We start from the raw sequence: 21,271 nt of genomic DNA on the forward strand, positions 1-21,271 counted from the left end.
GGCGCCCGCTCCCGGCCCTCACCGGCGAGCGCGGAACGCGTCGGCAGCGGAGGACCCCGTGACCCGAGTCGTCGTCATCAGCCCGCCCTTCCGCTCGCACGCCGCGCCCCTGGGCGTCCTGGGCGCCGCGCTGCGCGGCACCGGGGCCGACGTCACGTTGGCCTGCGCACCGGCCTTCGCCGGCCTGGCCGAGGACCACGGCCTGGGTTTCGCCGAACTCACCGTCACCCGCAACGCCAACGACGGCATCGCCGAGCGGACGGAGCAGGCGGACGGCGAGGCCCGGCGGCTCCGGGAGTTCCTGGACGCCACGCACGACGGCGCCATCGCGACCCTGCTCACCCAGGCGCGGCACCGGCGGGACGACATGCTCGCCGACCCGGACCGGATCCTGGCGGAGATCCGCGACCTCGACCGGAGGCTGCGCCCCGACTGGTACCTGGTGGACCAGCTCAGCTACCCGGTGACCTTGGCCGTGCACTGCCTGGGCCTGCCCTACGCCACGTTCTGCCCGGGTCACCCCAGCTACATCCCCGCCGGTCCGGAGGCGTTCTTCGGACTGCCCCACGCCTGGCCCGAGGCGGTCCGCCCCGAGCCCGACGCCCTCGCGCGACTGCGGAACGCGGTGGCCGCCAACGACAGGGCGTTCACCGCGGAGTTCCGCCGCGTGGCCGGGCGCCACGCGCCCGGACGGCCCCGGCCCGAACGGGCCTTCGCCCTGTGCTCGCCGCACGCCGTGGTGTTCAACTACCCGCCCCTGCCGTGGCTCCCGCCCGCCCCGCCCGGTCCGGTGCCCGTCCACGCCGGGCACTGCACGCCCGGGCCGGGGGCCACTGGACTCGACGACGAGTGGCGGGCGGTCGTCGCCCGCCTGACCGCCGGCGGACGCCCGCTGGTCCTGGTCGCCTTCGGCACCTTCCTGTCGGCCCGCCACGACGTCCTGCGCACGGTCGCGCAGGCGGTGCTCGACCGCACGGACGCATCGGTGATCGTCGCGGCCGGAAGCCGGGTCGCGGACCTCGCGCGCGATCCGCAGCTGGCCGCGGCGCCGCCGGAACGCCTGCACGTCGCCGAGTCCGTCCCCCAGCAGGCCCTGCTGGCGCACACCGCCGCGATGGTCCACCACGGCGGGAACAACTCCTTCACGGAGTGCCTCGCGGCAGGCGTTCCGGCGCTCGTCCTGCCCTTCTCCAGCGACCAGTTCGCCATCGCCCACGACGTCGAGCGCGCGGGCCTCGGCCTCGCGCGCGACCCGAACACCCTCGACACCGGGACCGCCGGCGAGGCCCTCCGGGACCTGCTGGCGGCCGGCGGACACGACAGCGGCATCGCGGCCGCGCGCGCCCGGGTCCTCGCCGCGGGTCCTCGCCGCGGGGCCGAGCAGCTCGTCCACGCGATGCGCGGCGTCTCCCGCACCCCCGCGCCGGCGTAGCCCGCCGGACCGCCTGACCGTACGGGCGCGTCCCGCGCCCATTCCGTGCGCAACCGATGCGACTCCCGATCGCGGAGGGGATGCGAGCACGGTGGGCAGCGGGGGATCCCGACGGAACGAGGAGTGATCGCCATGATGATCGTTCGCAAGCTTCACGAAGCCGGTGTCACCAGCGAGCACGCCTACGCGGCCGCGCTCGGTTCGGTGGGTCTCTCCCTCCTGAGCTGGGTGGTGTCGATGAAGGCCGAGCAGGCGGGCATCGAACGGGCCGACCGGTGGGGCATCTTCGTCGGTGAGTGGGCCCCGACCTTCTTCGGCCTCGGCCTGGCCCTCGCGCAGTACGAGGGCCGGACCGCCGTCGAGGGGGGCGACCACCGCAGCGCGTGGTTCGACCGCCGCGCGACCACCGCCGAAGCCGGCTGAGCGCTGCCGCGGCCGGGCCCGACCGGCGGGCGGTGAGGGCGCGGCGGTCGACCCGGGTCCGGTGCGCGGCGCACCGGACCCGGGTCCTTCCTCCGGGGCCGCCGCCCCGGTCCGGCCGGCGGTGGGGCCGTCAGTCGAGGGCGCCGTTGATCGTGGCCCGCGGGATGGCGATGCCGGGCACGTGGTAGGCGTCGAGGATCCTGCCGTACGAGCCGTCGTCCATCAGGGACTGGAGCGCGGCCTGGACGGCCTCCTTCAGCCCGGGAACCGACTTGGAGACGCCGATCCCGATCGGCGAGGAGCTCGTCGGTCCGACGGCCGCCTTGCCGAGGACGGTGTCGAACGCGGTGCCCCCGTCCGCCGTGTCCGCCACGTAGGTGGCCGTCACCTCGTCGAGGAAGTCCGCGGACACCTTCCCCGAGCGGAGCGCGAGCTGTGCCTCGGAGTCCTTCGGGAAGGCGAGGACGGTGATCGGCGGCTTGCCCTCCTGCTTGCAGAGCTCCTGGCGCTGGTCGAGGATCTTCTGGTGGTTGGTGCCGGTCTGCACCGAGACGCTCCTGCCGCACACGTCGGTGACGGCCCTGATGCCGTCGGGGTTGCCCTCCCTGACCAGCCAGCCCGGCCCGGCGTTGAGGTAGTCGACGAAGTCGACGGCCTCCTCGCGCGCCTTCTTGTCCGTCATGGCGGACATGACGGCGTCGAACTTGCCGGCCTGCACCGCCGGGAGGAGGCCGTCGAACTTCTGGCCCGTGAACTCGAACCCGACGCCGAGCCGCGCGCCGATCGCCCGGCCGAGGTCGTAGTCGATGCCGGTGATGTCCTTACTGCCCTCGGTGACGTACATCTCGAAGGGCGGGTAGGGCAGGTCGGTGGCGACCCGGACCTTGCCCGCCTTCCTGATCGCGGCGGGCAACCCGGCGGCGAGCTTCGGGTCCGACGAGATCGGGACGCCCTTGACGACGGTGGTGGTCGGCGAGGCGGACCCGCCGCTCCCGGCCGGGTCGGCCGGGGAGGATCCGCAGGCGGTCAGCGCGAGGCCGCAGGCGGTCGCCAGGGCCGCGGAGGTGAGCGCTCTGATCGTGGCGGTGCTGGAGGAGGTCATGGGGAGCCCTTCGATCGTGCGCCTCGGAGGAGTGCGGGCGCGGCGCGAACAGAAGTTACATCTGTCTCAGGTTTGGCGAACATGTATCGCGAGTTACGTTCGCGCAACGGTGTCGAAGGAGGGGGCGGTCGCACCGTCCCGGGGCACCGTGGACCCCCACTCGACGCCCACCGGGCCCGGCGGCCGCCGCCGCGTCGAGCACGACTTCCTCCCTCGAACTCACGCGGCGCGCGGCGTGCGGTGGCGCAGCGGCGCCCGGTGCGCGAGGTCGCGGGGGAGGAGGGGGCGCTCACGCCGAGCGGTGCGCAGACGATGCGACTCACGCCGGGTGGACCCGAGGGGGACAGTCGGTCGCGGGGGCAACGTTCCAGTGGCAAGAAACGGAGCACTGCCATGGATTTCCGCGACGAACTTCCCATCGACCACCGGCTCGCCAACGTCTACCGGATCGGAGCGGGGCTGTGCGGCATGGCGCTGCTGGTCTTCGGCTGCCTGGGTCTGGCGGACGGCCTGGCGTACTTCGGCACCCAGGGCGAGCGGGTCGCCGGCCTGTCGAGCAACGGCCTGCTCAGCCTGGTCTCCATCGCCACCGCGGCGGTGCTGATCGCCGGGGCCGTGATCGGCGGCAACACCGCGTCCACGATCAACATCGTGGTGGGCACCCTCTTCGTCCTGAGCGGGTTCGTCAACCTCGCCCTGCTCGACTCGGGCGCCAACGTGCTGGCGTTCCGGATCCCCAACGTCCTGTTCAGTTTCGTGATGGGCCTGGTCATCGCGACGTTCGGGATGTACGGCCGGGTCAGCTCCAAGCTCCCGCACGACAACCCGTACTGGCGGCACCGCCACCCCGGGGCGGCCGGGCCCCTGGTGGCGCGGCCGCTCCCCGACCCGGCGCCCCGCCCGGGCATCACCGGCCCGGCCCGGTGAGCCGGACGCGCGACGCCGATCGAATCCAAGGGCGGCTCCTGCGGGCCCTGACCGCCAGGGCCCGCGGGAGCCGGAAGAGGCCGGCCGCCGAGAGGGAGGCACAGCATGGACATCGTCGGGGCGCGGCTGCTCGTGGTGGGTGCGACGGGTGGGCTCGGCGGGCTGGTGGCCGGGCTCGCGGCCGACCGCGGGGCGCGCGTCGTTCCCGCCGGCCGGGACGTCGGACGGCTCGCGGCCGTGGCCCGGCGCGTCGGCTCCCCGTTCTCGCAGACCTTCGACGCGTACGACCTCGACCGCTGTTCCGCGCTCGCCGGTCGGGCCGCCGAGCACCTGGGCGGACTCGACGCCGTCCTGGTCGCCATCGGCGCCGTGGCGTTCGGGCGGGTCGAGGACGTGCCGGCCGAGATCGAGGAACACCTGATGGCGGTCAACGCCCTGGCTCCGATCGCCGTCCTGCGAGGGGCCCTCCGCGCCGTCGGCGGGGGCGGTGCCGTCGGAGCCGTCACCGGGATCGTCGTCGAGCGTCCGACGGCCTCGGCGGGTGCCTACCGCGCGTCGAAGGCGGCGCTCAGCGGATGGCTCGAGACCGCGCGCCTGGAACAGCGCGGCAGGGCGGTCGGCGTCCTGGAGGCCCGACCTCCCCACCTGGCGACCGGTTTCGCGGAGCGCGCCGTCGCCGGGGTCCTGCCGCGCCTGCCCGCCGGGAGCGACCCCGCTCCGTGGGCCGCCGCCGTCCTCGACGGGCTGTTCGCGGGTGCGGAACTCGTCCGCCCGGATTCCGGCGACGGCCGGACCCCCCGCGCCGGCACGGCTGCCCGGGCCGCGTCCGCCCGGCGGCCGGGACGGGGCTGACGCCGGCTCTTGCGTGCGTCCGATCGAGTCGCGAGCAGCGGAATCAGAACGTACAGAAGGCTGGTTGTTGCCGGTAGATGTAACGACCTGGCGAGGTGGGTCCTTCGCCATCTGAGGGCTCATCAGTGCTTTTCCTGGGATTCATCGACCGTTACGGATTCGTAATCTTTGTTACATATAGCCATCGAGATGGTTTACCTGTAACGTCCTGGCCTGCGGCGCGGCCCCCTCGGCGCCGCCCAGGTTCTCGAAAGGTTGCTCCGTGAACTCCTCTGCCCTCCGCAGACCGGCCCTGCCGGCCGCCCTCGTCCTGTGCAGTTCCCTGGCCCTGACCGCTTGCGGGAGCGGCGGGAGCAACGGAACCGGCGCTCCCGCGGCGGCGGGCCCGGTCACGGTCGCCGGTGTCAGCATCAGCTCCGATCCCGCCCTGCACGACGTGCTCCCCGAGGCGGTCCGGAAGTCCGGCAAGGTCCGGGTCGCCACCGACGTCCCCTACCCGCCGTTCGAGATGTACGTCTCCGAGGGCAGCAAGGAGATGACCGGCCTCGACTACGACCTCGGACAGGCGCTCGGCGCCAAGCTCGGCGTCCGCTTCGAGTTCCAGGCGCAGAAGTTCGACGGCATCGTCCCCGCCCTCCAGGCCGGCAAGTACGACGCCGCGATCAGCGCCATCACCGACAACCGGGAGCGCGAGCAGGTCGTCGACTTCGTCGACTACTCCGTCTCCGGCAGCGGCGTCCTGATCGCCAAGGGCAATCCCGAGAAGATCACCACCCTCGACGACCTGTGCGGGCGCGCCGTCGCCGTGCAGACCGCCACCAACCAGCAGAAGCTCCTGGAGAAGCACCAGGACAGGTGCCGCGAACTCGGCAGGGGCGCCGTCGACGTCCAGACCTTCCCCAAGGACTCCGACGCCCAACTCGCCCTGCGCTCCGGCAAGGTCGTCGCCGACGTCCTCACCAAGCCCGCCGCCGGCTGGACCGCGAAGACCGCCGACGGCGGCTCCGCGTTCGAGGTCGCCGACGACCCGGCCGCGCTCGGTGGCTACAACGCCTCCCCGAACGGCATCGCCGTCGCCAAGAACCTGCCGCAGCTGACCGACGCGGTGAGCAAGGCCCTGCAGGCCCTGATCGACGACGGCTCGCTCGCCAGGATCTACGACAAGTACGGCGTCGCCTCCATCGCGGTCGAGCAGGCCACCAAGAACAGCGCGGTGGACTGACGTGCCCGCCACCGCACACCGCTCCGCCGAGCCCGCGGCGAACGCGGCCGGCGGGACGGAGGACCTGGTCGCCGTACCCGTGCGCCACTGGGGACGCTGGATCGCCGCCGCCCTCGCGCTCGTCTCCCTCGTCGGCCTGGTCGGCTCGCTCGCCAAGAACCCGAACCTGCACTGGGACGTCGTCGGCCACTACCTGTTCGCCGACCTGATCTTCGACGGCCTGACCACCACCCTGTGGCTGACCGCCGCCGCGATGGCCCTCGGCCTGGGCCTGGGCACCCTGGTCGCCGTCATGCGGCTGTCCGCCAACCCCGTCCTGTACGGGCTGTCCACCGGCTTCGTCTGGCTGTTCCGCGGCACCCCGCTGCTGGTCCAGATCATCTTCTGGGCGTACGCGGCCGCGCTTTACAAGCACCTGATGATCGGCATCCCGTTCACCACGGTCACCTTCGTCGAGTTCGACACCAACAGCCTGCTCACCCCGTCCGTCGCGGCGCTGCTCGCGCTGGGCCTGAACGAGGCCGCCTACGCCTCGGAGATCGTCCGGGCCGGCATCCAGTCCGTCGACCCGGGCCAGACCGAGGCCGCCCACTCGCTGGGCATGAAGCCCGCGCTGACGATGCGCCGGATCGTGCTGCCGCAGGCGATGAAGGTCATCATCCCGCCGATGGGCAACGAGACCATCAACATGCTCAAGACCACCGCGTACGTCTCGGTGATCGCCGCGCACGACCTGATGTCCAACATCCAGGACGTGTACGCCCAGAACTACCAGGTCATCCCGATGCTGGTGGTCGCCGCCCTCTGGTACCTGGCACTGACCACGGTGCTGTCCGCGCCGCAGGCGTGGCTGGAGCGCCGCTACGGCCGGGGCACCGCCCGCGCCGGGCACGTCTCCCCGCTGCGGCGGATGTTCACCGGCCTGCCCGGCCTGCTCCCCACCACCCGCGAACGGAAGGGCTGAACCGATGGCCCGCCCCATGGTGCACGCCGAGGGCGTGCGCAAGCACTTCGGCAGGCTGGACGTCCTCAAGGGCATCGACCTGACCGTGGAGCGCGGAGAGGTCTGCTGCCTGCTCGGCCCGTCCGGCTCCGGCAAGTCGACCTTCCTGCGCTGCATCAACCACCTGGAGAAGGTCGACGGCGGCCGGCTCACCGTCGACGGCGACCTGGTCGGCTACCGGCAGGCCGGCAACCGGCTGCACGAACTGCGCGAGGCCGAGGTCGCCGAGCGGCGCCGCGCGATCGGCATGGTCTTCCAGCGCTTCAACCTCTTCCCGCACCTGACCGCCCTGGAGAACGTCACCGAGGCGCCGGTCCGGGTCGCCGGGGTCAACCGCACCGACGCCCGCGCGGAGGCCCTGCGCCTGCTGGAGCGGGTCGGCCTCGCCGACCGCGCCGACCACTACCCGGCCCAGCTCTCCGGCGGCCAGCAGCAGCGGGTGGCGATCGCCCGGGCGCTGGCGATGAAGCCCAAGCTGATGCTCTTCGACGAGCCGACCTCCGCCCTCGACCCCGAACTCGTCGGCGACGTCCTGGACGTGATGCGCGGCCTGGCCGCCGACGGCATGACGATGGTCGTGGTCACCCACGAGATCGGCTTCGCCCGCGAGGTCGGCGACACCGCCGTCTTCATGGACGAGGGCGTGGTCGTCGAAGCCGGCGACCCGCGCAGGGTCCTGGTCGAACCCGAGCAGGAGCGCACCCGGGCGTTCCTCTCCAAGGTCCTGTGAGCGCCCCCGCCGAACCGGCGAGCCGGCAGGCCGCCGCCGAACTGGCGGCCGCCGCCGAGCAGGCCCTGCCCCGCTACCTCGCCGACCTCGCCGACCTCGTCGCCATCGACTCCGGCTCCTACAACGCCGCCGGTGTGAACCGGGTCGCCGACTGGTTCGAGCACCGGCTGCGCTCGATCGGGTTCACCACCGAGCGCACCGCCCCCGGGCGGGTGGACGGACACCGCTTCGGGGACGTGCTCGTCGCCAGGCTCACCGGGTCCGTACCGGTGGAGGACGGGGGAGCGCGGATCGTCCTCGTCGGCCACATGGACACCGTCTTCGAGGACGGCGCCGCCGCGGCCCGCCCGTTCCTCGTCCTGGACGGCCGGGCCCACGGCCCGGGCGTCAGCGACGACAAGGGCGGCCTGCTGGCCGGTGTCACCGCGGCGGAACTCCTGGTCCGCCACGGCCGGACGGCCTTCGCCGAGCTCGTCGTCCTCGCCACCCCCGACGAGGAGGTCGGCTCGCCGGCCAGCCGCCCGGTCACCGAGCGCACCGCGGCCGGGGCGCACTACGCGCTCGGCCTGGAGTGCGCCCGGGAGAACGGCGACCTGGTCATCGCGCGCAAGGGCGTCGCCGACCTGCTGGTCACCGTCACCGGGAGGGCCGCGCACGCCGGGATCGAGCCCGAACGCGGCGCCAACGCCGCCCTCGCCGCCGCCCACCTGGTGGTCGCCCTGCAAGCCCTCAACGGCACCTGGCCGGGCGTCACGCTGAACGTCGGCGTCGTCCGCGCGGGCACCCGCACCAACATCGTCTGCCCCCGGGCCGAGCTCTACGTCGAGGTCCGCGCCGCCACCACCGTCGGCCTGGACACCGCGATCGCCGAGATCCGCACGGTCGCCGCCCGGACCGTCGTCGAGGGCACCGCGGCCCGCGTCGACCAGCTCGACCTGTGCCCGCCCATGGAGCACACCCCGCAGGCGGCGGCCGTGCTCGCCGCGGCCCTCCGCACCGGCGCCGACCTCGGCCTGCGGATCCGCGGCGCCTCCACGGGCGGCGTGGGCGACGCGAACCTCACCTCGGGCCTGGGCATCCCCACCCTCGACGGCCTCGGCCCGGTCGGCGGGGCCGACCACACCCCCGAGGAGTGGCTCGACACCGCCGGCGCACCCGGCCGGATCGCCCTGCTGGCGATGCTCATCGAGCGCCTCGGACGGCGCTGACACCCCCTCACGGGCCGCCGGACGCCCCCGGACCGGCCCGCGCGGGTCCGCTCGCCCCGCCCCGCGCGCCCCGCCCCGCGCGGGCCGCACCACCGCCGGGTGCGCACCACCCCGGACGCCCACCCGGCGGGGCACGGTTCCAGAATCCAACGACCACGGAGTTCCCGGATGAACCGACACCTCCGCACCCGCTGCGGGCGGACCGCCCTCGCCCTGGCGGCCGCACTGACCCTCCTCACCCCGACCGCCCAGGCCGCCTCCGCCCGGCCGGCCGGGGCGGGGGGCACCATGATCCTCGTGGGCGGCGGCCTGCAGGACGGCAACGGCCGGATCTACGGCGAGATCGTCCAGAAGGCCGGCGGCGTCGGGAAGGCGCGCATCGGCGTCCTGACCGCCGCCTCCGTCCCCGAGAGCCAGGACCCCGACGCCGCCGACCCGGACGCCTGCTCCAACTCCCGCTGCAACGGCCGCTACTACGCGGACCTCTTCAAGCACTACGGCGCCGCCGACGCCCAGTGGATCCCCGTCGACATCGAGCACGTCGACGCGGCCGACTCGGACGCCGTGGTCGCCCAGGTCGAGTCCATGACCGGCTTCTTCTTCGGGGGCGGCGACCAGTACCGCTACGTCACCAGCCTCCTGCACGGCGACGCGCACACCGACTCCAAGGTCATGGCGGCCATCCGCCGCAAGCTCGCCGCCGGAGCCGTCGTCGCGGGCTCCAGCGCCGGCGCGCAGATCGCCTCCGGGCCCGACATGGTCACCGGCGGCGACAGCTACCAGGCCCTGCGCGACGGCAGCACCCCCGGCTACTTCGAGGACCCGACCCGGCTCGGTTACCTCCCGCAGGGCGGCTTCGGCCTCTTCGACGCCGGCCTGCTCGACACCCACACCGGCACCTACGGTCGCGAGGGCCGCGCGGTCCGGCTGGCCGCCGACACCGGCCACGACCGGGTCTTCGCCCTCGACGAGGACACCGCGATCGAGGTCGAGCACGCCGGCACCCGTGGCGAGGCCCTCCGGGTCCTCGGCACCCACGGCGTCTCGGTGTTCGACCTGCGCTCCGCCCGGACCCCCACGGCCGCGGGCCGCTGGGCCGTCGACGGGGTCCGCTACAGCTACCTCACCGACGGGGACCGCTACGACCCGCGGACCTGGCACGCGCAGGCCGGAGAGGGCAAGCGCGCCCTCACCCGGCCCTCCGACACCCCCGTGCCGGCCAACCACGACGCGTTCTACTCCGCCGCCGACCCGCACGGCGTCCCCTACTCCTTCTCCGGCACCGCCCGCGCCCTCACCGCGACCACCGCCCAGCGCACCGCGACCGCCGACACCTTCGAGTCCGCTCCCGCGTTCACGGCCCTCTTCCGCAAGCGCGGCGACACCCGGGCGTGGACCGTCGACGGCACCACCGCAGCCTCCTTCACCGACCTGGAGGTCGGCGTCCACCCGGCCGCGGACTGATCCCGGCCCCCGCTCCGGGGAACCGGAACCGCTCGGTGATCTCCGCAGCCCGGCACTTCGCTAGGCTGCGGAGACACGTTCCGCCCAGCACGCCGAAGACCGCCCGCAGACCGGGAAGGGAACCCGTCCATGCCCACCGTCACGCTCGCCGAGGACATCCGCCAACGACTCGGCGACTGCAGTCCCGCCGAGCGCAAGGTCGGCAGGATCCTGCTCGCCGGGTGGCCGGCCGCGGGCTTCGAGACCATCGCCACCCTCGCCGAGCGCGCGGGCGTCAGCGCCCCCACCGTCATCCGGTTCGTCAACCGCCTCGGCTACCGGGGCTTCCCGGACTTCCAGGCGGCACTGCGCGCGGAACTCGACGAACGCCACGCCTCGCCCGTGACGCTCTACAGCAGCGGCAACTACGGCAGCGCCGCCGCCGACCCCGCAGCCGTCGGGGCCAAGGCCGAGAACCTCCTCGCCCACGGCCGCGAGGTGTTCACCGCGGCGGTCGACCGCACCCTCGCGGAGGTCACCCCGCACGACCTCGACCGGGCCGTCCAGCTCCTCGCCGACCCCAAGCGGCGCATCACCCTCGTCGGCGGCCGCTTCACGAACCTCTTCGCCCAGTACCTCGGGCTCCACCTGATGCAGGTGCGCGACGACGTCCGCTTCCTCCCCGACCGGCCCGTCGAGCGCACCGCCCTGCTCTCCTCCCTCGCCCGCCGCGACGTCCTCGTCGTGTTCGACTACCGCCGCTACGAGGAGGACAAGGTCACTGTCGCCGAACTCGTCCGCGAGGCCGGGGGACGCGTCGTCCTGTTCACCGACACCTGGCTCTCGCCCGTGAGCACCCACGCGGAGGTCGTCTTCTCCAGCCAGGTCGGCGCCCCCTCGCCGTACGACAGCCTGGTGCCGAGCCTCGCCGTGGTCGAGAGCCTCGTCGCCGGACTGATAGCGGAACTGGGCGACCGGGCCCACCAGCACATGCGCCACAACGAGGAGACCGCCACCCGCGCGGGCCTCACCTGAGGTTCCGGCCCGGGGCGGTCGCCGGGCCGGTTCCAGCGGGTGCGGTCGCACCGGTTTCCGCCGGGCCGGACGTGCCGCACGCGGCAGGCTCCGCCTCGGCGTCCAGACGGTGCACGAACGATGCGAGTGGATCGCGCCGGTGCGTCGGGGGAGCATTCGTTGACGTTTTCGTCGATGTCGGCGGGCGCCGGGCGGACCGCACAGGAAGCAGGTGAGAGAAGTGGTGGCGGAGAGAGCGGCACGGACGGCCGAATCGGTCTGGGACTACCCGAGGCCGCCCGCCGTGGTTCCGGATGACCGGCTCGTCGAGGTGTTCTTCGGCGGGCGGACGCTCGCCTCCAGCCGGCAGGCCCTGCGCGTGCTGGAGACCAGCCACCCGCCGGTGTTCTACCTCCCGCGGCACGACGTGGCGACCGACCTGCTCCGGCCCTCCGACGGTTCGACCCTCTGCGAGTGGAAGGGGCGGGCGCGGTACTGGGACGTCGAGGCCGACGGCCGGTTCTCGGTCCGGGCGGCGTGGAGCTACCCGGAACCGTTGCCCGGCTACCGGTCGCTCCGCGACCACCTGGCGTTCTACCCGAACCGGGTGGAGCGCTGCACGGTGGCCGGCGAGGTCGTGCGACCGCAGGAGGGAGGGTTCTACGGCGGGTGGGTCACGGAGGAGATCACCGGCCCGTTCAAGGGCCCTTCCTGGACCGCGGGGTGGTGACCGACGCCCGGTAGGTGGCGAGGAAGGCGGCCGGGAGCGGCTGGTGCCGTCCGCGAGCGCAGGTGGAGACCCGCCACGAAGCCTCCCGGCCCGAGCCGGCACGCAGGAGGTCGGCGCCCCCGACGACGACGTCGCCCGCGCCGCCCCGGCCCGGTCCGCCCTGGAGGCCCGCGTCCTCGTCCAGCGCCACGCCGACCCGCGCCCCGCCGCCGAGCAGGGCCTCCGCCCTGCTCGAACACGGCCGGGCCGCCCTGCACCACGGCCGCCGAACGGTCACTGACGGGACGTCGGCCTCACGAGTGGGACTTCAGCGGGCGGGCGAAGGACTTGCGCAGTTGCGAGGGCCCGACCAGGGGAAGCAGGGAGGCCAGCAGCTTCTGCTTCAGGGTGGCGGGCGTCCTGGTCAGTCGGACCTCGACGAGCGTGCGCTCCCCCTGCGGAGTGAGCCGGAAGTCCCAGCCGCCGCCGGGCCCGAAGAGCTTGGAGTCGAGGGTGGTGATGGTGACCCGGTCTCCCCCGGGCTCCCAGTCGTAGCGGGCGCGTTCCCACGCGGCGGCGGTGCCCTCGGTCACCTCGGCCCAGCCGTCGCCCTGGCCGTGGACCTCGAAGTGGTCCGCGTCGATGCCGGGCCAGGCGGCGGGGCGGCCGGAGCTGAAGTCGGTGAGGACCTCCAGCACGCCGGACGGGCTGAGCGAGGAGACGAGGGAGAAGGTGACGACGGTCATGAGGTCCTCCAGGAGCGGGGCCGGAGCGGTTCCGGCCGGTCGGCACTCACTGTCGCCGCGCGAAGGGCCGGGCCGCATCAGTCAGTTGACCGTCGGCCGGGGGAGGGCGGCTTGGGTATGCGGCCGGGTGCGCGGGTGCGCCGTGGGCGGCGGAGAGGAGTCCGACCGTCAGATGACGGATCTGCCGCGGTGACCGGGAACGCCAGGGTGGGTGCAGCGAGGTGACGCGACGTCACCCGACTCCGACGGATCCGAAAGGCAATTCCCATGGCAGCAGGCAGGAGCAACCGGAAGCGTGGACCGGTGACCGCGGCGGTGTGGGCCCTGGCGACGAGTTTCGCCCTGGGCACGGCCGTGGTCGGCGGGGCGGCGAGCGCGTCCACCCCGCCGCACTCGGTCACGGTCGGCGCCCGGCCGACGATCGTCCTGGAGCACGGTGCCTTCGCCGACGCCTCCAGCTGGGACGACGTCATCAAGCAGCTACGGGCGGACGGCTACCCGGTGGTCGCCCCCGCCGACCCGCTGCGCGGGCCCGCCTCCGACGCGGCCGTGCTGCGCAGCGTGATCGACCACGTCCCGGGGCCGATGGTCCTGGTGGGCCACTCGTACGGCGGCTCGGTGATCAGTGCGGCCGGCGCGGGCGCCCCCCGGGTCAGGGCGCTGGTGTACGTGGCCGCGTTCCTGCCCGCTCCCGGGGAGACGGCGCTGGGGCTGACCGGCGAGTTCCCCGGCTCCACGCTGGGCGACACGCTGGACCCGGTCACCTACGCGCTCCCCGGCGGCGCCCCGACGACGGACCTGTACATCCGGGCGGACGCGTTCCGCCACCAGTTCGCCGGCGACGTCCCCGCGGGCCGGGCGGCACTGATGGCGGCCACCCAGCGTCCGATCGCCCAGAGCGCCCTGCTGGAGCCGGCGACCGTCGCCGCCTGGCAGGAGAAGCCCAGTTGGGACGTGGTCACGACCGAGGACCTGAACATCCCGGTGGCCGCGCAGCGCCACATGGCCCAGCGCGCCCACGCGCACGTCACCGAGGTGGCGGCCTCGCACTCGGTCGCCGTCTCGCGTCCGCGGCTGGTCGCCGAGGTGATCGAGGAGGCCGCCCGGGCGACCGGCTGACCCGGGACGGCGCCGCCTCCCGCTCGGCGCCCAGGTGGGCGAGCCGGCCCTGCCGACCGGGCGCCGGCGTTCGGCACGGGCTTCCCCGGCGCGGCCGAGCACGCGGTCCTGTAACCGCCAGGAGCGGTGAGCTGGTCGGCGGCTTGCGCTCCTGCCGTCTGGTCGGTCAGGCCGGCGTTTTCCTTCAACTACCTGCGACAACAATGATTTTCAGGGCGTCCAGCCGCCCCGGCTGCTTGACGCTCCACGCAACGCTCTGCGATATTCGTAACCGGTTAAACCGGTGACTGCGAGACGCGGCTCATCGGATCGAGACCTCAGAGGAGACAGCCATGGCAGTCAGCTACACAGGTGTGGTGACCGTGACGGGAGAGGGCCGCAACGGCGGGCGGATCGCCGCCGGCGACGGCCACCTCACCACCGCCCTCGCCATCCCGAAGGAGCTGGGCGGGGCCGGCGGGGCCACCAACCCCGAGCAGCTGTTCGCCGCCGGCTGGGGCGCGTGCTTCCTGGGCGCGGTCCGCCGGGCCGCCGCCGACCGCAAGGTCCGGCTGACCAGCACTGCCATCACCGTCGAGGCGACGCTGCACCACGGCGACGGCGGGGAGTTCGGCCTGAGCGCCGTCCTCAACCTCGAACTCGGCGGCGTGGACCAGGAGACGGCCACCGAGCTGGGCGACGCCGCGCACCGGCTGTGCCCGTACTCCAAGGCGACCCGGGGCAACATCCCGGTCACCATCAACGCCACCGCCGTCGCCGCCTGACCTCGGACACGGGCCCGCCCGGGCCGTCGAACAGCGACGGCCCGGGCGAGCCCGTCGGCAGGTCAGGCCCGCGGGGCCGCCCCACCGTGCTGGCGCGCGCGGAAGGAGGCGGCCTTGACCCGGTTGCCGCAGGTCTTCATGGCGCACCACTCGCGCCGATGGCCGCGCGAGCGGTCGAGGTAGACCTGGGTGCACTCCGGACGGGCGCACTCGCGCAGCAGGGCCGCCTCGTCGCCGCCGAGGATCTCGACGGTCTCGCGCGCGAGTGCCGCGAGGCCCTGCGCGACGGACCCGGTGCGGCTGGCGCCGTCGGCGTGCAGGCGCACCGTCACCGGCAGCCCCGCCGCGTGCCGGTTCACTCCGGCCACCGCCCGGGGCGGCAGCGGCCGCCCGTCGAGCCGGGCGGCCACCAGTGCGTAGATCGATTCACGGAGGTCCACGGCGATCTCGACGTCGGTCTCGTCGGCACCGGGCGCGGTGTCGAGGACTCCCGCCTCGACGAACCAGGCGTCGAGCTGCTCGGGCGAGGCCAGCTTCTCCGCCGGGGCGGCGTTGCGCCGTGCCCGCAGCGTGCCGACGAAGTCGAGGGGCAGGGTCCCGCAGGGAAAGGCATGCATCACGTCACCAGTCTGGCTGGTTACCGATGGATGTGCAACGTCCTGCCTCCTGCGGAGCGACATCGTCGGCCCCGACTGTCCCGCGGCCACGGCACCACGCGCTCCCGCTCGCCCCGGACCTTCCGCAACGCCCGGCGGTCGGCCATCGCGCTGGACGTCATCGCCCCGCTGGACGCCCTGCGGATCGACCGCGCGCAGCAGCTGGAACCGATCGCGCCGACCGGCGAGCACACCTGGTGGTACCAGTACCACTTCGCCACCGAGCGCGGCCGCAAGGCCACGGAGCGCCCGGCCCTCCGGCACGACCTGACCCGCCTGGCCTGGCAACCGGCCTGTCAACCGGCCTTCCCCACCTGGGGGTTCGACGTGGCCTCGCGACGGCCGGGCCACCCCCCACCGGCCTGCCGCCACACGTGTGGCCCGGACACGTCCCCGGTGTCACACCCGTCGGCACCCGCTGCGGCCGCCACCCTACGCTGATGGGTAGGGTGTGGCCCGAGCACCGAGCGGGCGGTCCGGAAAGTGGGGGCGCGACATGCATGCACCGGTCAACGCGTTGGTCGGCCGGGAGGCGGAGCGGGCGGCGCTGTCGTCCTTCGTGACCGCTCCCGGCGGCCGGTCGCTGGTCCTCAAGGGCGAGGTCGGGGTCGGCAAGAGCGCGCTCCTCGAACACCTCACCGAGCTCGCCGGCCAGGAGAACCACCGGGTGATCCGGGCGGTCGGGGTGGACGCCGAGTCGGACTTCCCGTTCGCCGGACTGCACCAGGTCCTCTATCCGCTCCTGCCGCACCTCGACCGGCTGGAGACCTCCCACCGGGCCCTCTTCGACGTCGTGTTCGGCCGCAACGCCGGGGCTCCCCCGTCCGTGATGACGCTCGCCATCGCCGTCCTCGACCTGCTCGCCCTGGCGTCCTCGCAGCAGCCGCTGCTCCTGGTGGTCGACGACGGCCAGTGGTTCGACGGCGTCAGCGCCGAGGTGTGCGGCTTCGTGGGGCGGCGGCTCACCGGCAGCTCGGTCCGGCTCGTGGTCGGCCTGCGGTCGGACGTGCCGTCGCTGTTCGACACCGCGGCGCTGCCCGAGCTCCACGTCACCACCCTGTCGGAGGAGGACGCGCAGCGACTGCTCGACCTGCGCCACCCGCGGCTCGATCCCCGGATCCGGCGCATCGTGCTGGACGAGGCCCAGGGCAATCCGCTGGCCCTGCTCGAACTCCCCCCGTTCCTGGCCGGCCGCCCGCTGCACGGCGTCGAGGAACTGCTCAGCCACCACGGCGTGCCGCTGCCCGGGCGGCTGGAGTACGTCTACGGCACCCGGATCGAGGCGCTCGGCCGGCCGGTACGCACCGAGCTGCTGCGCGGCGCGCTGGACGGCGTGGGGGCGGGCAAGGCGCCGGACGCCGCGCGCGGGTCCCGCTACCGGATGGTCGATGCCGACGAGGCGGCCTTCTCGGGCCTGCTCGACATCGACCCGATGACCGGTCACTTCGTCTTCCGGCACCCGCTGGTGCGCTCGACGGTCGTCCAGAAGGCCACCCCCAACGAGCGGCGCGAGGCGCACGCCGTCCTCGCCCGCGAGTACCGGGACGACGTGGAGCGGCGCGCCACCCACCTGGCCGCCTCGACGATCGACCCCGACGAGCAGGTGGCCGCGGAGCTCGACGCGGCGGCGCGGTCCGCGACCCGCCGCGGCGGCGCGCTCGCCGCCATCGCCTGGCTGACCCGCGCGGCGGAACTCAGCGAGACCCCCGGGGAGCGGTCCCGGCGGCTGGGCGACGCCGCGTTCATCGCCGGGCAGGCCGCCCTGCCCGACCGCGCCCAGTGGCTGGTCCACGCCGACCTCGCCCCCGGCGGCGGCAGCACCCCGGCGTCGGTGGCCGCGTCGGCGTACGTCGCGCTGTACCGGGACGGCGAGGTCAGGTCCGCGCACCGCCAGGTGGTGACCGCGCTGGAGGCGCTGCGCGACGACGGCACCGGGCTGCCCGCCGACGAGGCCGAGGTCCGGCTGGTCAACCTGCTGATGGTCACCTGCCAGTACGCCGCCGACGCCGACGCCTGGCAGCGGGCCCGGGCACTGCTGGACGCGCTCGGGGACCGGGTTCCCGCGCAGTCGCTGCTGTTCCGCGACGCCTGGAGCGACGTGGTGCGCCACGGCGCCGGTGCGCGTGCGCGACTGGACCGGGCGTTCACCGAACTCGCGCACCTCAATCCCTGGGATCTGGTCCGCCTGGGTGTGACGGCCTATCACCTCGACGTGCTGAGCCCCTACCGGACGCACCTTCAGCGCGCGGTCGACCGTGAGGCGGGGGCGGGGGCCACCGCGTCCGCCATGACCATGCTGCACCTGATCATGCTCGACCAGCTGGCCGTCGGTGAGTGGGAGGAGGCCGAGCGCACGGGTCTGCGCGGTCTCGAACTCGCCACCCAGCACGACCACGCGCTCTTCGCCCACCACAGCCGCGCGTACCTCGGACAGGTCGCGGCCCTGCGCGGACAGCTGGAGCGGGCCCGTGAACTGCAGGCCGCCGTCGACTCCTGGGCCCGTCCTCGCGGGGTGGGCTTCCTGTCGCAGATCGCCGACGCGGTGGGCATCACCGCGGCGCTGAGTGAGGGCGACTACGAGGCCGCGTACCTCTACGCGATCGGCATCACCACCCCGGGTTCCTTCGAGCCCTGCGCGCACCAGGCCTCCCGGACCCTGCTCGACCTGGTCGAGGCCGCCCTGCACACCGGGCGCACCGAGGAGGCGCGCCGGCACGCCCGGGCCGCGCTGGACGCCGGCCTGCCCGACGTCTCGCCGCGACTGGCCCTGCTCACCTACGGCGCGCTGTCACTCACCGCAGAGCAGGAGCAGGAGGCGGCCGCCTGGTACGCGCGGGCCGAGTCGCTGACGGAGGGCGTCGGGTTCCCCTTCGAGCTGGCGCGCATCCGGCTGGCCCGCGGCGTCCGGCTCCGCCACGCGCAGGGGCCCAAGGCGGCCCGGCAGGCACTGCTCCGGGCGGCCGAGTCCTTCGAGCAGCTCGGCGCCGACGCCTGGGCCGACCGCGCGCGGGCCGAGCTGCGGGCCTCCGGCATGGCCACCCGGTCCCCGTCCGCGACGGCGCTGACCTGGCAGGAGCACCGCATCGCCGGCCTGGCCGCGAGCGGTCTGACCAACAAGGAGATCGGCGAGCGGATGCACCTGTCCCCGCGCACCGTCAGCTCACACCTGTACCGGGTGTTCCCCAAGCTCGGCATCACCACCCGCGCCGCACTGCGGGACGCCCTGGGCGACACCGCCGAGGCGAGCCACGGCTAACGGGCGGCGTGCGGGCCGGCGGGGCGGATGCCGCGTTCGTCGAGCCAGCCGAGCACGTGGTCGGCGACGGAGCGCCAGCCCGCGTCGACCACCAGGGAGTGGCCCCGGTCGGCGAACTGTTTGAGTTCGGTCGTCGCGGTGGAGTCGCCGTAGGCCTTGTAGACGCCGCGCGTCGCCGCGTCGGGCACCAGCAGGTCCTCCTGGCCGGAGACGAGCAGCAGCGGGCCGCGCGCCACGTTGCCGACGTCCACCAGGGCGCTCGGGCTGCGGGGGCGGCCCCCGCAGCCGAGGTCGTCGAGCAGGCGGCGCGGGACGGGCACCACGTAGCGGTCGTACAGCCGCTCGGCCTCCTCGGGGCCGACCGCGTTGGCGAAGGCGTCCCGGAAGCGCCGGCGCGAGAGCAGGACCATCGCGCCGTCCCCGGCGTCCCCGGCGTCCGCGCCGGCGTGGCCCGAGCACGGTCCGACGCCGTCGACGGGGGCCGGCGCGATGGCCACCGCGGCCTGGCCCAGTCCGGCGCCGATGAGGTGCTGGGCGACCAGCCCGCCGACCGAGTGCCCGACGATCACCGGCGGGGCCTCGCAGGAGCGGACGATCGCGGCGTAGTGCTCGGTCAGGTCGTCCAGGCCGGTGTCGGGCACCGCGTCCGGGTGCTCGCGCGCCTCCGGTGCGGTGGCCGGCTCGCCCGGCCAGCCGGGCGTCCGGGCGAGGTAGCCGCGGCTCGTGAAGCGCTCCGCCCAGGACTCCCAGGACAGCGCGTGCATCCACGCGCCATGGATGAACACGACGGGAGTACGGGTCACAACGAGCCCTCCGAGCCTGATGAGGTCAGCCGCCACGGACGGCGGCCTGTCCAGCATCGTGCCGGCGGCTCCCCGGGGGATCAGTCGAATGACTGCAATGCGTTCGGAGTACGGCCGCCGCGGGCCGGCGGCCGGACACGCGCGGGCCCCGGCGCGCGCCCGCGGACGACGGGTGCGGGCCGGGGCCGGGGGTGGTGCGGGGTCAGCGCGGGTCGGCGGGGGCGCAGCGGAAGCTGCCGGCGTCGGCGGGGTCGCCGTCGCCCTTGTAGCGGGAGACCAGCGGGTAGGCGCACAGGTTCCGGTCGACCGTCCCGCCGGTGGCCGTGGTGAGCGTGGCGGCCAGCGTCCGCGGCGCCCTGCCCCGTTCGACCCAGGCGGTCAGCGCGGCGAGGTCGCCGCCCTGGGTGTTGAGGCCGCAGTGCGCGGTGCCGGGCGCGAGGAAGAGCCGGTAGAAGTCGTCGACCTTCGCCGCGCCCCCCATCTTCCGCTCGACCCGCTGGCGGTACTGCACCGTGCCGTTGGCGGGGATGTACTCGTCGGCGGAGCCGTGCCAGCTGAGGAGCTTGCCGCCAGCCGCGCGGAAGGCGGTCAGATCGGGGTCGTCCGTGCCGATGACCCTGTCGTACTCGGCCCGGGACTGCGCGAACAACTGGGTGAACTGGTCGGTGGTGACGGTCGAGACGTCGAAGCCGGGCTGCTTCTTCAGCCAGGTCGACACCCACGCGGCGGGCACCGGGAACGGCTGGCCCACTGGATTGCCCGCGGCGTCGGTCGTGGTACCGGCCAGCGCGCTCAGGTCGGCGCCGACCGGCACGCCGGACCAGAGCTTGCGGCCGGCCGCGGTGCGCGGGCCGTCCCAGATCCGGCGCACCACCTCCGCGTCGGCCGCGGTGACGGTCACCTGCCGGCCGTCGCACTCGACGGTGGTGCCGACCAGGCGGCGCGGGTCGTAGCCGCATTCGTCGGGGTCGGTCACCAGGCCGTCCTCGACGCCGTCGGCACCGTCGCAGGCCTGGACGGCGGCGTCGGTGAAGGCCTTGAACTCGCAGGCGCTGGGGTAGGTCTTCGCCTCGTTCATCACCACCTGCGGCCACAGCGTGGCGACCTCGAACTCGTCCCAGTTGACGGCGGGGGCGTTGGCCAGGATGCCGTCGTAGTCGCCCGGGTACCTCTGGGCCTCCATGTAGCCCTGGCGTCCGCCGGTCGAGCAGCCGTTGAAGTAGGCGTACGAGGCGGCCCGGGCGTAGTGGTCGGCGACGACCTCCTTGGCGACGACCGCCGCCTCGTGCTGGGAGCGGGAGGCGAAGTCCTGCAGCAGCGCCGTGTCGACCCGGCCGGCGCCGTTCAGCGCCCAGCCGGTGTCCAGGTAGGTGCCGACGCCCGCGTCGGTGGTGGCGGCGGCGTAGCCGCTCTTGATCGCGCCGGTGAGGCCCGCGCCGTAGTCGCCGGCGGCGTAGGCCTGCCCGCCGATCGTCTGCAGCCGGCCGTTCCAGTTCTGCTGCGGCAGCCAGACCCGTACCTTCGCGTGGTCACCCTGGCCGGGGTGGGTGAGGGTGATCGTGACGTCGCAGAACGCCGGGACGTCGGCGACCGGGAAGCCCGGCAGCGGGAACACGGCGGGTACGTCGAAGGTGCCGGCGGCGTGGGCGGCGGCGGTGACGTTCTCCACCGCCGTTCCGGCCGGGGCCCGCACCACCGGGCTGGTGCAGCCGTACGCGGGGGCGGCGCCGTCCGCCGCCGCCGAGACGCCGGGCGCGTACACCGCGGCTGCCAGCGGCGCGGCGGCGGCGAGGGCGGCGAGGAGTCGTCGGTTCATCTGTCCCGTCCAAGGGTGTGAGGTGTCTTCCGGGGGTGTCTTCCGG

Annotated in this window: 20 protein-coding genes; 15 read left to right on the plus strand and 5 right to left on the minus strand. The window is 74.2% G+C overall.

The window, feature by feature from the left end:
- Window positions 1-58 precede the first annotated feature (58 nt).
- Together OO48_RS14955 and OO48_RS14960 are read left to right on the plus strand one after the other, a co-directional pair.
- Window positions 59-1,432, plus strand: a complete 1,374-nt coding sequence (locus tag OO48_RS14955) for a glycosyltransferase (protein ID WP_033216203.1) — start codon at window positions 59-61, stop codon at window positions 1,430-1,432.
- Between the two features lie 135 nt (window positions 1,433-1,567).
- Window positions 1,568-1,855 (plus strand): hypothetical protein, encoded by a 288-nt coding sequence (locus tag OO48_RS14960; RefSeq protein WP_081952138.1) that lies wholly within the window; start codon window positions 1,568-1,570, stop codon window positions 1,853-1,855.
- A 130-nt stretch (window positions 1,856-1,985) separates the two neighbouring features.
- On the opposite strand, the gene OO48_RS14965 is transcribed toward OO48_RS14960, so the two are convergent.
- Window positions 1,986-2,957 carry an ABC transporter substrate-binding protein gene (locus OO48_RS14965; RefSeq protein WP_081952129.1) on the minus strand — a complete coding sequence of 324 codons (972 nt, stop codon included), beginning with the start codon at window positions 2,955-2,957 and terminating at the stop codon, window positions 1,986-1,988.
- 393 nt (window positions 2,958-3,350) lie between these two features.
- On the opposite strand from OO48_RS14965, the gene OO48_RS14970 reads away from it, so the two are divergent.
- The 9 genes from OO48_RS14970 to OO48_RS15010 all read left to right on the plus strand — a co-directional run bounded on the left by OO48_RS14970 (window position 3,351) and on the right by OO48_RS15010 (window position 12,086).
- Window positions 3,351-3,884 carry a DUF4383 domain-containing protein gene (locus tag OO48_RS14970; RefSeq protein WP_033216204.1) on the plus strand — a complete coding sequence of 178 codons (534 nt, stop codon included), beginning with the start codon at window positions 3,351-3,353 and terminating at the stop codon, window positions 3,882-3,884.
- 105 nt (window positions 3,885-3,989) lie between these two features.
- Entirely contained in the window at window positions 3,990-4,736 is a 747-nt protein-coding gene (locus OO48_RS14975) for an SDR family NAD(P)-dependent oxidoreductase (RefSeq protein WP_063830677.1), read from the plus strand.
- A gap of 262 nt (window positions 4,737-4,998) precedes the next feature.
- Window positions 4,999-5,958 (plus strand): ABC transporter substrate-binding protein, encoded by a 960-nt coding sequence (locus OO48_RS14980; protein ID WP_245194652.1) that lies wholly within the window; start codon window positions 4,999-5,001, stop codon window positions 5,956-5,958.
- Window position 5,959: 1 nt separating this feature from the next.
- On the plus strand, window positions 5,960-6,922 hold the full coding sequence (locus OO48_RS14985) for an amino acid ABC transporter permease (RefSeq protein WP_033216206.1): 963 nt from the start codon (window positions 5,960-5,962) through the stop codon (window positions 6,920-6,922).
- A gap of 16 nt (window positions 6,923-6,938) precedes the next feature.
- The gene (locus OO48_RS14990; RefSeq protein ID WP_033216291.1) at window positions 6,939-7,691 is read left to right on the plus strand and encodes an amino acid ABC transporter ATP-binding protein; all 753 of its coding nucleotides are present in this window, start codon (window positions 6,939-6,941) and stop codon (window positions 7,689-7,691) included.
- Window positions 7,688-8,899 carry a M20/M25/M40 family metallo-hydrolase gene (locus tag OO48_RS14995; RefSeq protein WP_081952130.1) on the plus strand — a complete coding sequence of 404 codons (1,212 nt, stop codon included), beginning with the start codon at window positions 7,688-7,690 and terminating at the stop codon, window positions 8,897-8,899. Before OO48_RS14990 ends, OO48_RS14995 begins: the two co-directional genes overlap by 4 nt.
- A gap of 168 nt (window positions 8,900-9,067) precedes the next feature.
- The gene (locus OO48_RS15000) at window positions 9,068-10,363 is read left to right on the plus strand and encodes a cyanophycinase (RefSeq protein ID WP_033216208.1); all 1,296 of its coding nucleotides are present in this window, start codon (window positions 9,068-9,070) and stop codon (window positions 10,361-10,363) included.
- Between the two features lie 129 nt (window positions 10,364-10,492).
- Window positions 10,493-11,377, plus strand: coding sequence for a MurR/RpiR family transcriptional regulator (locus OO48_RS15005; protein WP_033216215.1), 885 nt, complete (start codon window positions 10,493-10,495; stop codon window positions 11,375-11,377).
- A gap of 283 nt (window positions 11,378-11,660) precedes the next feature.
- Window positions 11,661-12,086: a DUF427 domain-containing protein gene (locus tag OO48_RS15010; RefSeq protein WP_245194653.1), complete on the plus strand. Its 426-nt coding sequence runs from the start codon at window positions 11,661-11,663 to the stop codon at window positions 12,084-12,086.
- A 293-nt stretch (window positions 12,087-12,379) separates the two neighbouring features.
- Here the strand turns inward: OO48_RS15010 and OO48_RS15020 are convergent, their stop codons facing one another.
- Window positions 12,380-12,811 (minus strand): SRPBCC family protein, encoded by a 432-nt coding sequence (locus tag OO48_RS15020; protein ID WP_033216220.1) that lies wholly within the window; start codon window positions 12,809-12,811, stop codon window positions 12,380-12,382.
- 303 nt (window positions 12,812-13,114) lie between these two features.
- On the opposite strand from OO48_RS15020, the gene OO48_RS15025 reads away from it, so the two are divergent.
- On the plus strand, window positions 13,115-13,930 hold the full coding sequence (locus tag OO48_RS15025) for an alpha/beta fold hydrolase (RefSeq protein WP_245194654.1): 816 nt from the start codon (window positions 13,115-13,117) through the stop codon (window positions 13,928-13,930).
- Window positions 13,931-14,262: 332 nt separating this feature from the next.
- Entirely contained in the window at window positions 14,263-14,694 is a 432-nt protein-coding gene (locus OO48_RS15030; RefSeq protein ID WP_033216223.1) for an Ohr family peroxiredoxin, read from the plus strand.
- A 62-nt stretch (window positions 14,695-14,756) separates the two neighbouring features.
- Here OO48_RS15030 and OO48_RS15035 read toward each other — a convergent pair whose 3' ends face one another.
- Window positions 14,757-15,314, minus strand: coding sequence for a CGNR zinc finger domain-containing protein (locus OO48_RS15035; protein ID WP_033216225.1), 558 nt, complete (start codon window positions 15,312-15,314; stop codon window positions 14,757-14,759).
- Between the two features lie 27 nt (window positions 15,315-15,341).
- On the opposite strand from OO48_RS15035, the gene OO48_RS41025 reads away from it, so the two are divergent.
- Together OO48_RS41025 and OO48_RS15045 are read left to right on the plus strand one after the other, a co-directional pair.
- A complete protein-coding gene (locus tag OO48_RS41025; RefSeq protein ID WP_033216227.1) occupies window positions 15,342-15,791 on the plus strand; it encodes a hypothetical protein in 450 nt (149 codons plus the stop codon).
- 55 nt (window positions 15,792-15,846) lie between these two features.
- Complete coding sequence (locus tag OO48_RS15045; protein ID WP_033216229.1) at window positions 15,847-18,606, plus strand: helix-turn-helix transcriptional regulator; 2,760 nt, start codon at window positions 15,847-15,849, stop codon at window positions 18,604-18,606.
- Here OO48_RS15045 and OO48_RS15050 read toward each other — a convergent pair.
- Together OO48_RS15050 and OO48_RS15055 are read right to left on the minus strand one after the other, a co-directional pair.
- Entirely contained in the window at window positions 18,603-19,391 is a 789-nt protein-coding gene (locus OO48_RS15050) for an alpha/beta hydrolase (RefSeq protein ID WP_245194655.1), read from the minus strand. The genes OO48_RS15045 and OO48_RS15050 overlap by 4 nt on opposite strands.
- A gap of 220 nt (window positions 19,392-19,611) precedes the next feature.
- On the minus strand, window positions 19,612-21,225 hold the full coding sequence (locus tag OO48_RS15055) for a DUF6351 family protein (protein WP_033216234.1): 1,614 nt from the start codon (window positions 21,223-21,225) through the stop codon (window positions 19,612-19,614).
- Window positions 21,226-21,271 lie beyond the last annotated feature (46 nt).

Origin of the sequence: Kitasatospora phosalacinea (genome assembly GCF_000716545.1) — a bacterium.
GTDB lineage: Bacteria > Actinomycetota > Actinomycetes > Streptomycetales > Streptomycetaceae > Kitasatospora > Kitasatospora phosalacinea.

Bases quoted from the DNA above. Each gene is read 5' to 3' on its own strand.
- OO48_RS15055 (WP_033216234.1), bottom strand. From the start codon at position 21,225: ATGAACCGACGACTCCTCGCCGCCCTCGCCGCCGCCGCGCCGCTGGCA.
- OO48_RS15020 (WP_033216220.1), bottom strand. From the start codon at position 12,811: ATGACCGTCGTCACCTTCTCCCTCGTCTCCTCGCTCAGCCCGTCCGGC.
- OO48_RS14960 (WP_081952138.1), top strand. From the start codon at position 1,568: ATGATCGTTCGCAAGCTTCACGAAGCCGGTGTCACCAGCGAGCACGCC.
- OO48_RS14970 (WP_033216204.1), top strand. From the start codon at position 3,351: ATGGATTTCCGCGACGAACTTCCCATCGACCACCGGCTCGCCAACGTC.
- OO48_RS14975 (WP_063830677.1), top strand. From the start codon at position 3,990: ATGGACATCGTCGGGGCGCGGCTGCTCGTGGTGGGTGCGACGGGTGGG.
- OO48_RS15030 (WP_033216223.1), top strand. From the start codon at position 14,263: ATGGCAGTCAGCTACACAGGTGTGGTGACCGTGACGGGAGAGGGCCGC.
- OO48_RS14990 (WP_033216291.1), top strand. From the start codon at position 6,939: ATGGTGCACGCCGAGGGCGTGCGCAAGCACTTCGGCAGGCTGGACGTC.
- OO48_RS15045 (WP_033216229.1), top strand. From the start codon at position 15,847: ATGCATGCACCGGTCAACGCGTTGGTCGGCCGGGAGGCGGAGCGGGCG.
- OO48_RS41025 (WP_033216227.1), top strand. From the start codon at position 15,342: ATGTGCAACGTCCTGCCTCCTGCGGAGCGACATCGTCGGCCCCGACTG.
- OO48_RS15005 (WP_033216215.1), top strand. From the start codon at position 10,493: ATGCCCACCGTCACGCTCGCCGAGGACATCCGCCAACGACTCGGCGAC.
- OO48_RS14965 (WP_081952129.1), bottom strand. From the start codon at position 2,957: ATGACCTCCTCCAGCACCGCCACGATCAGAGCGCTCACCTCCGCGGCC.
- OO48_RS15000 (WP_033216208.1), top strand. From the start codon at position 9,068: ATGAACCGACACCTCCGCACCCGCTGCGGGCGGACCGCCCTCGCCCTG.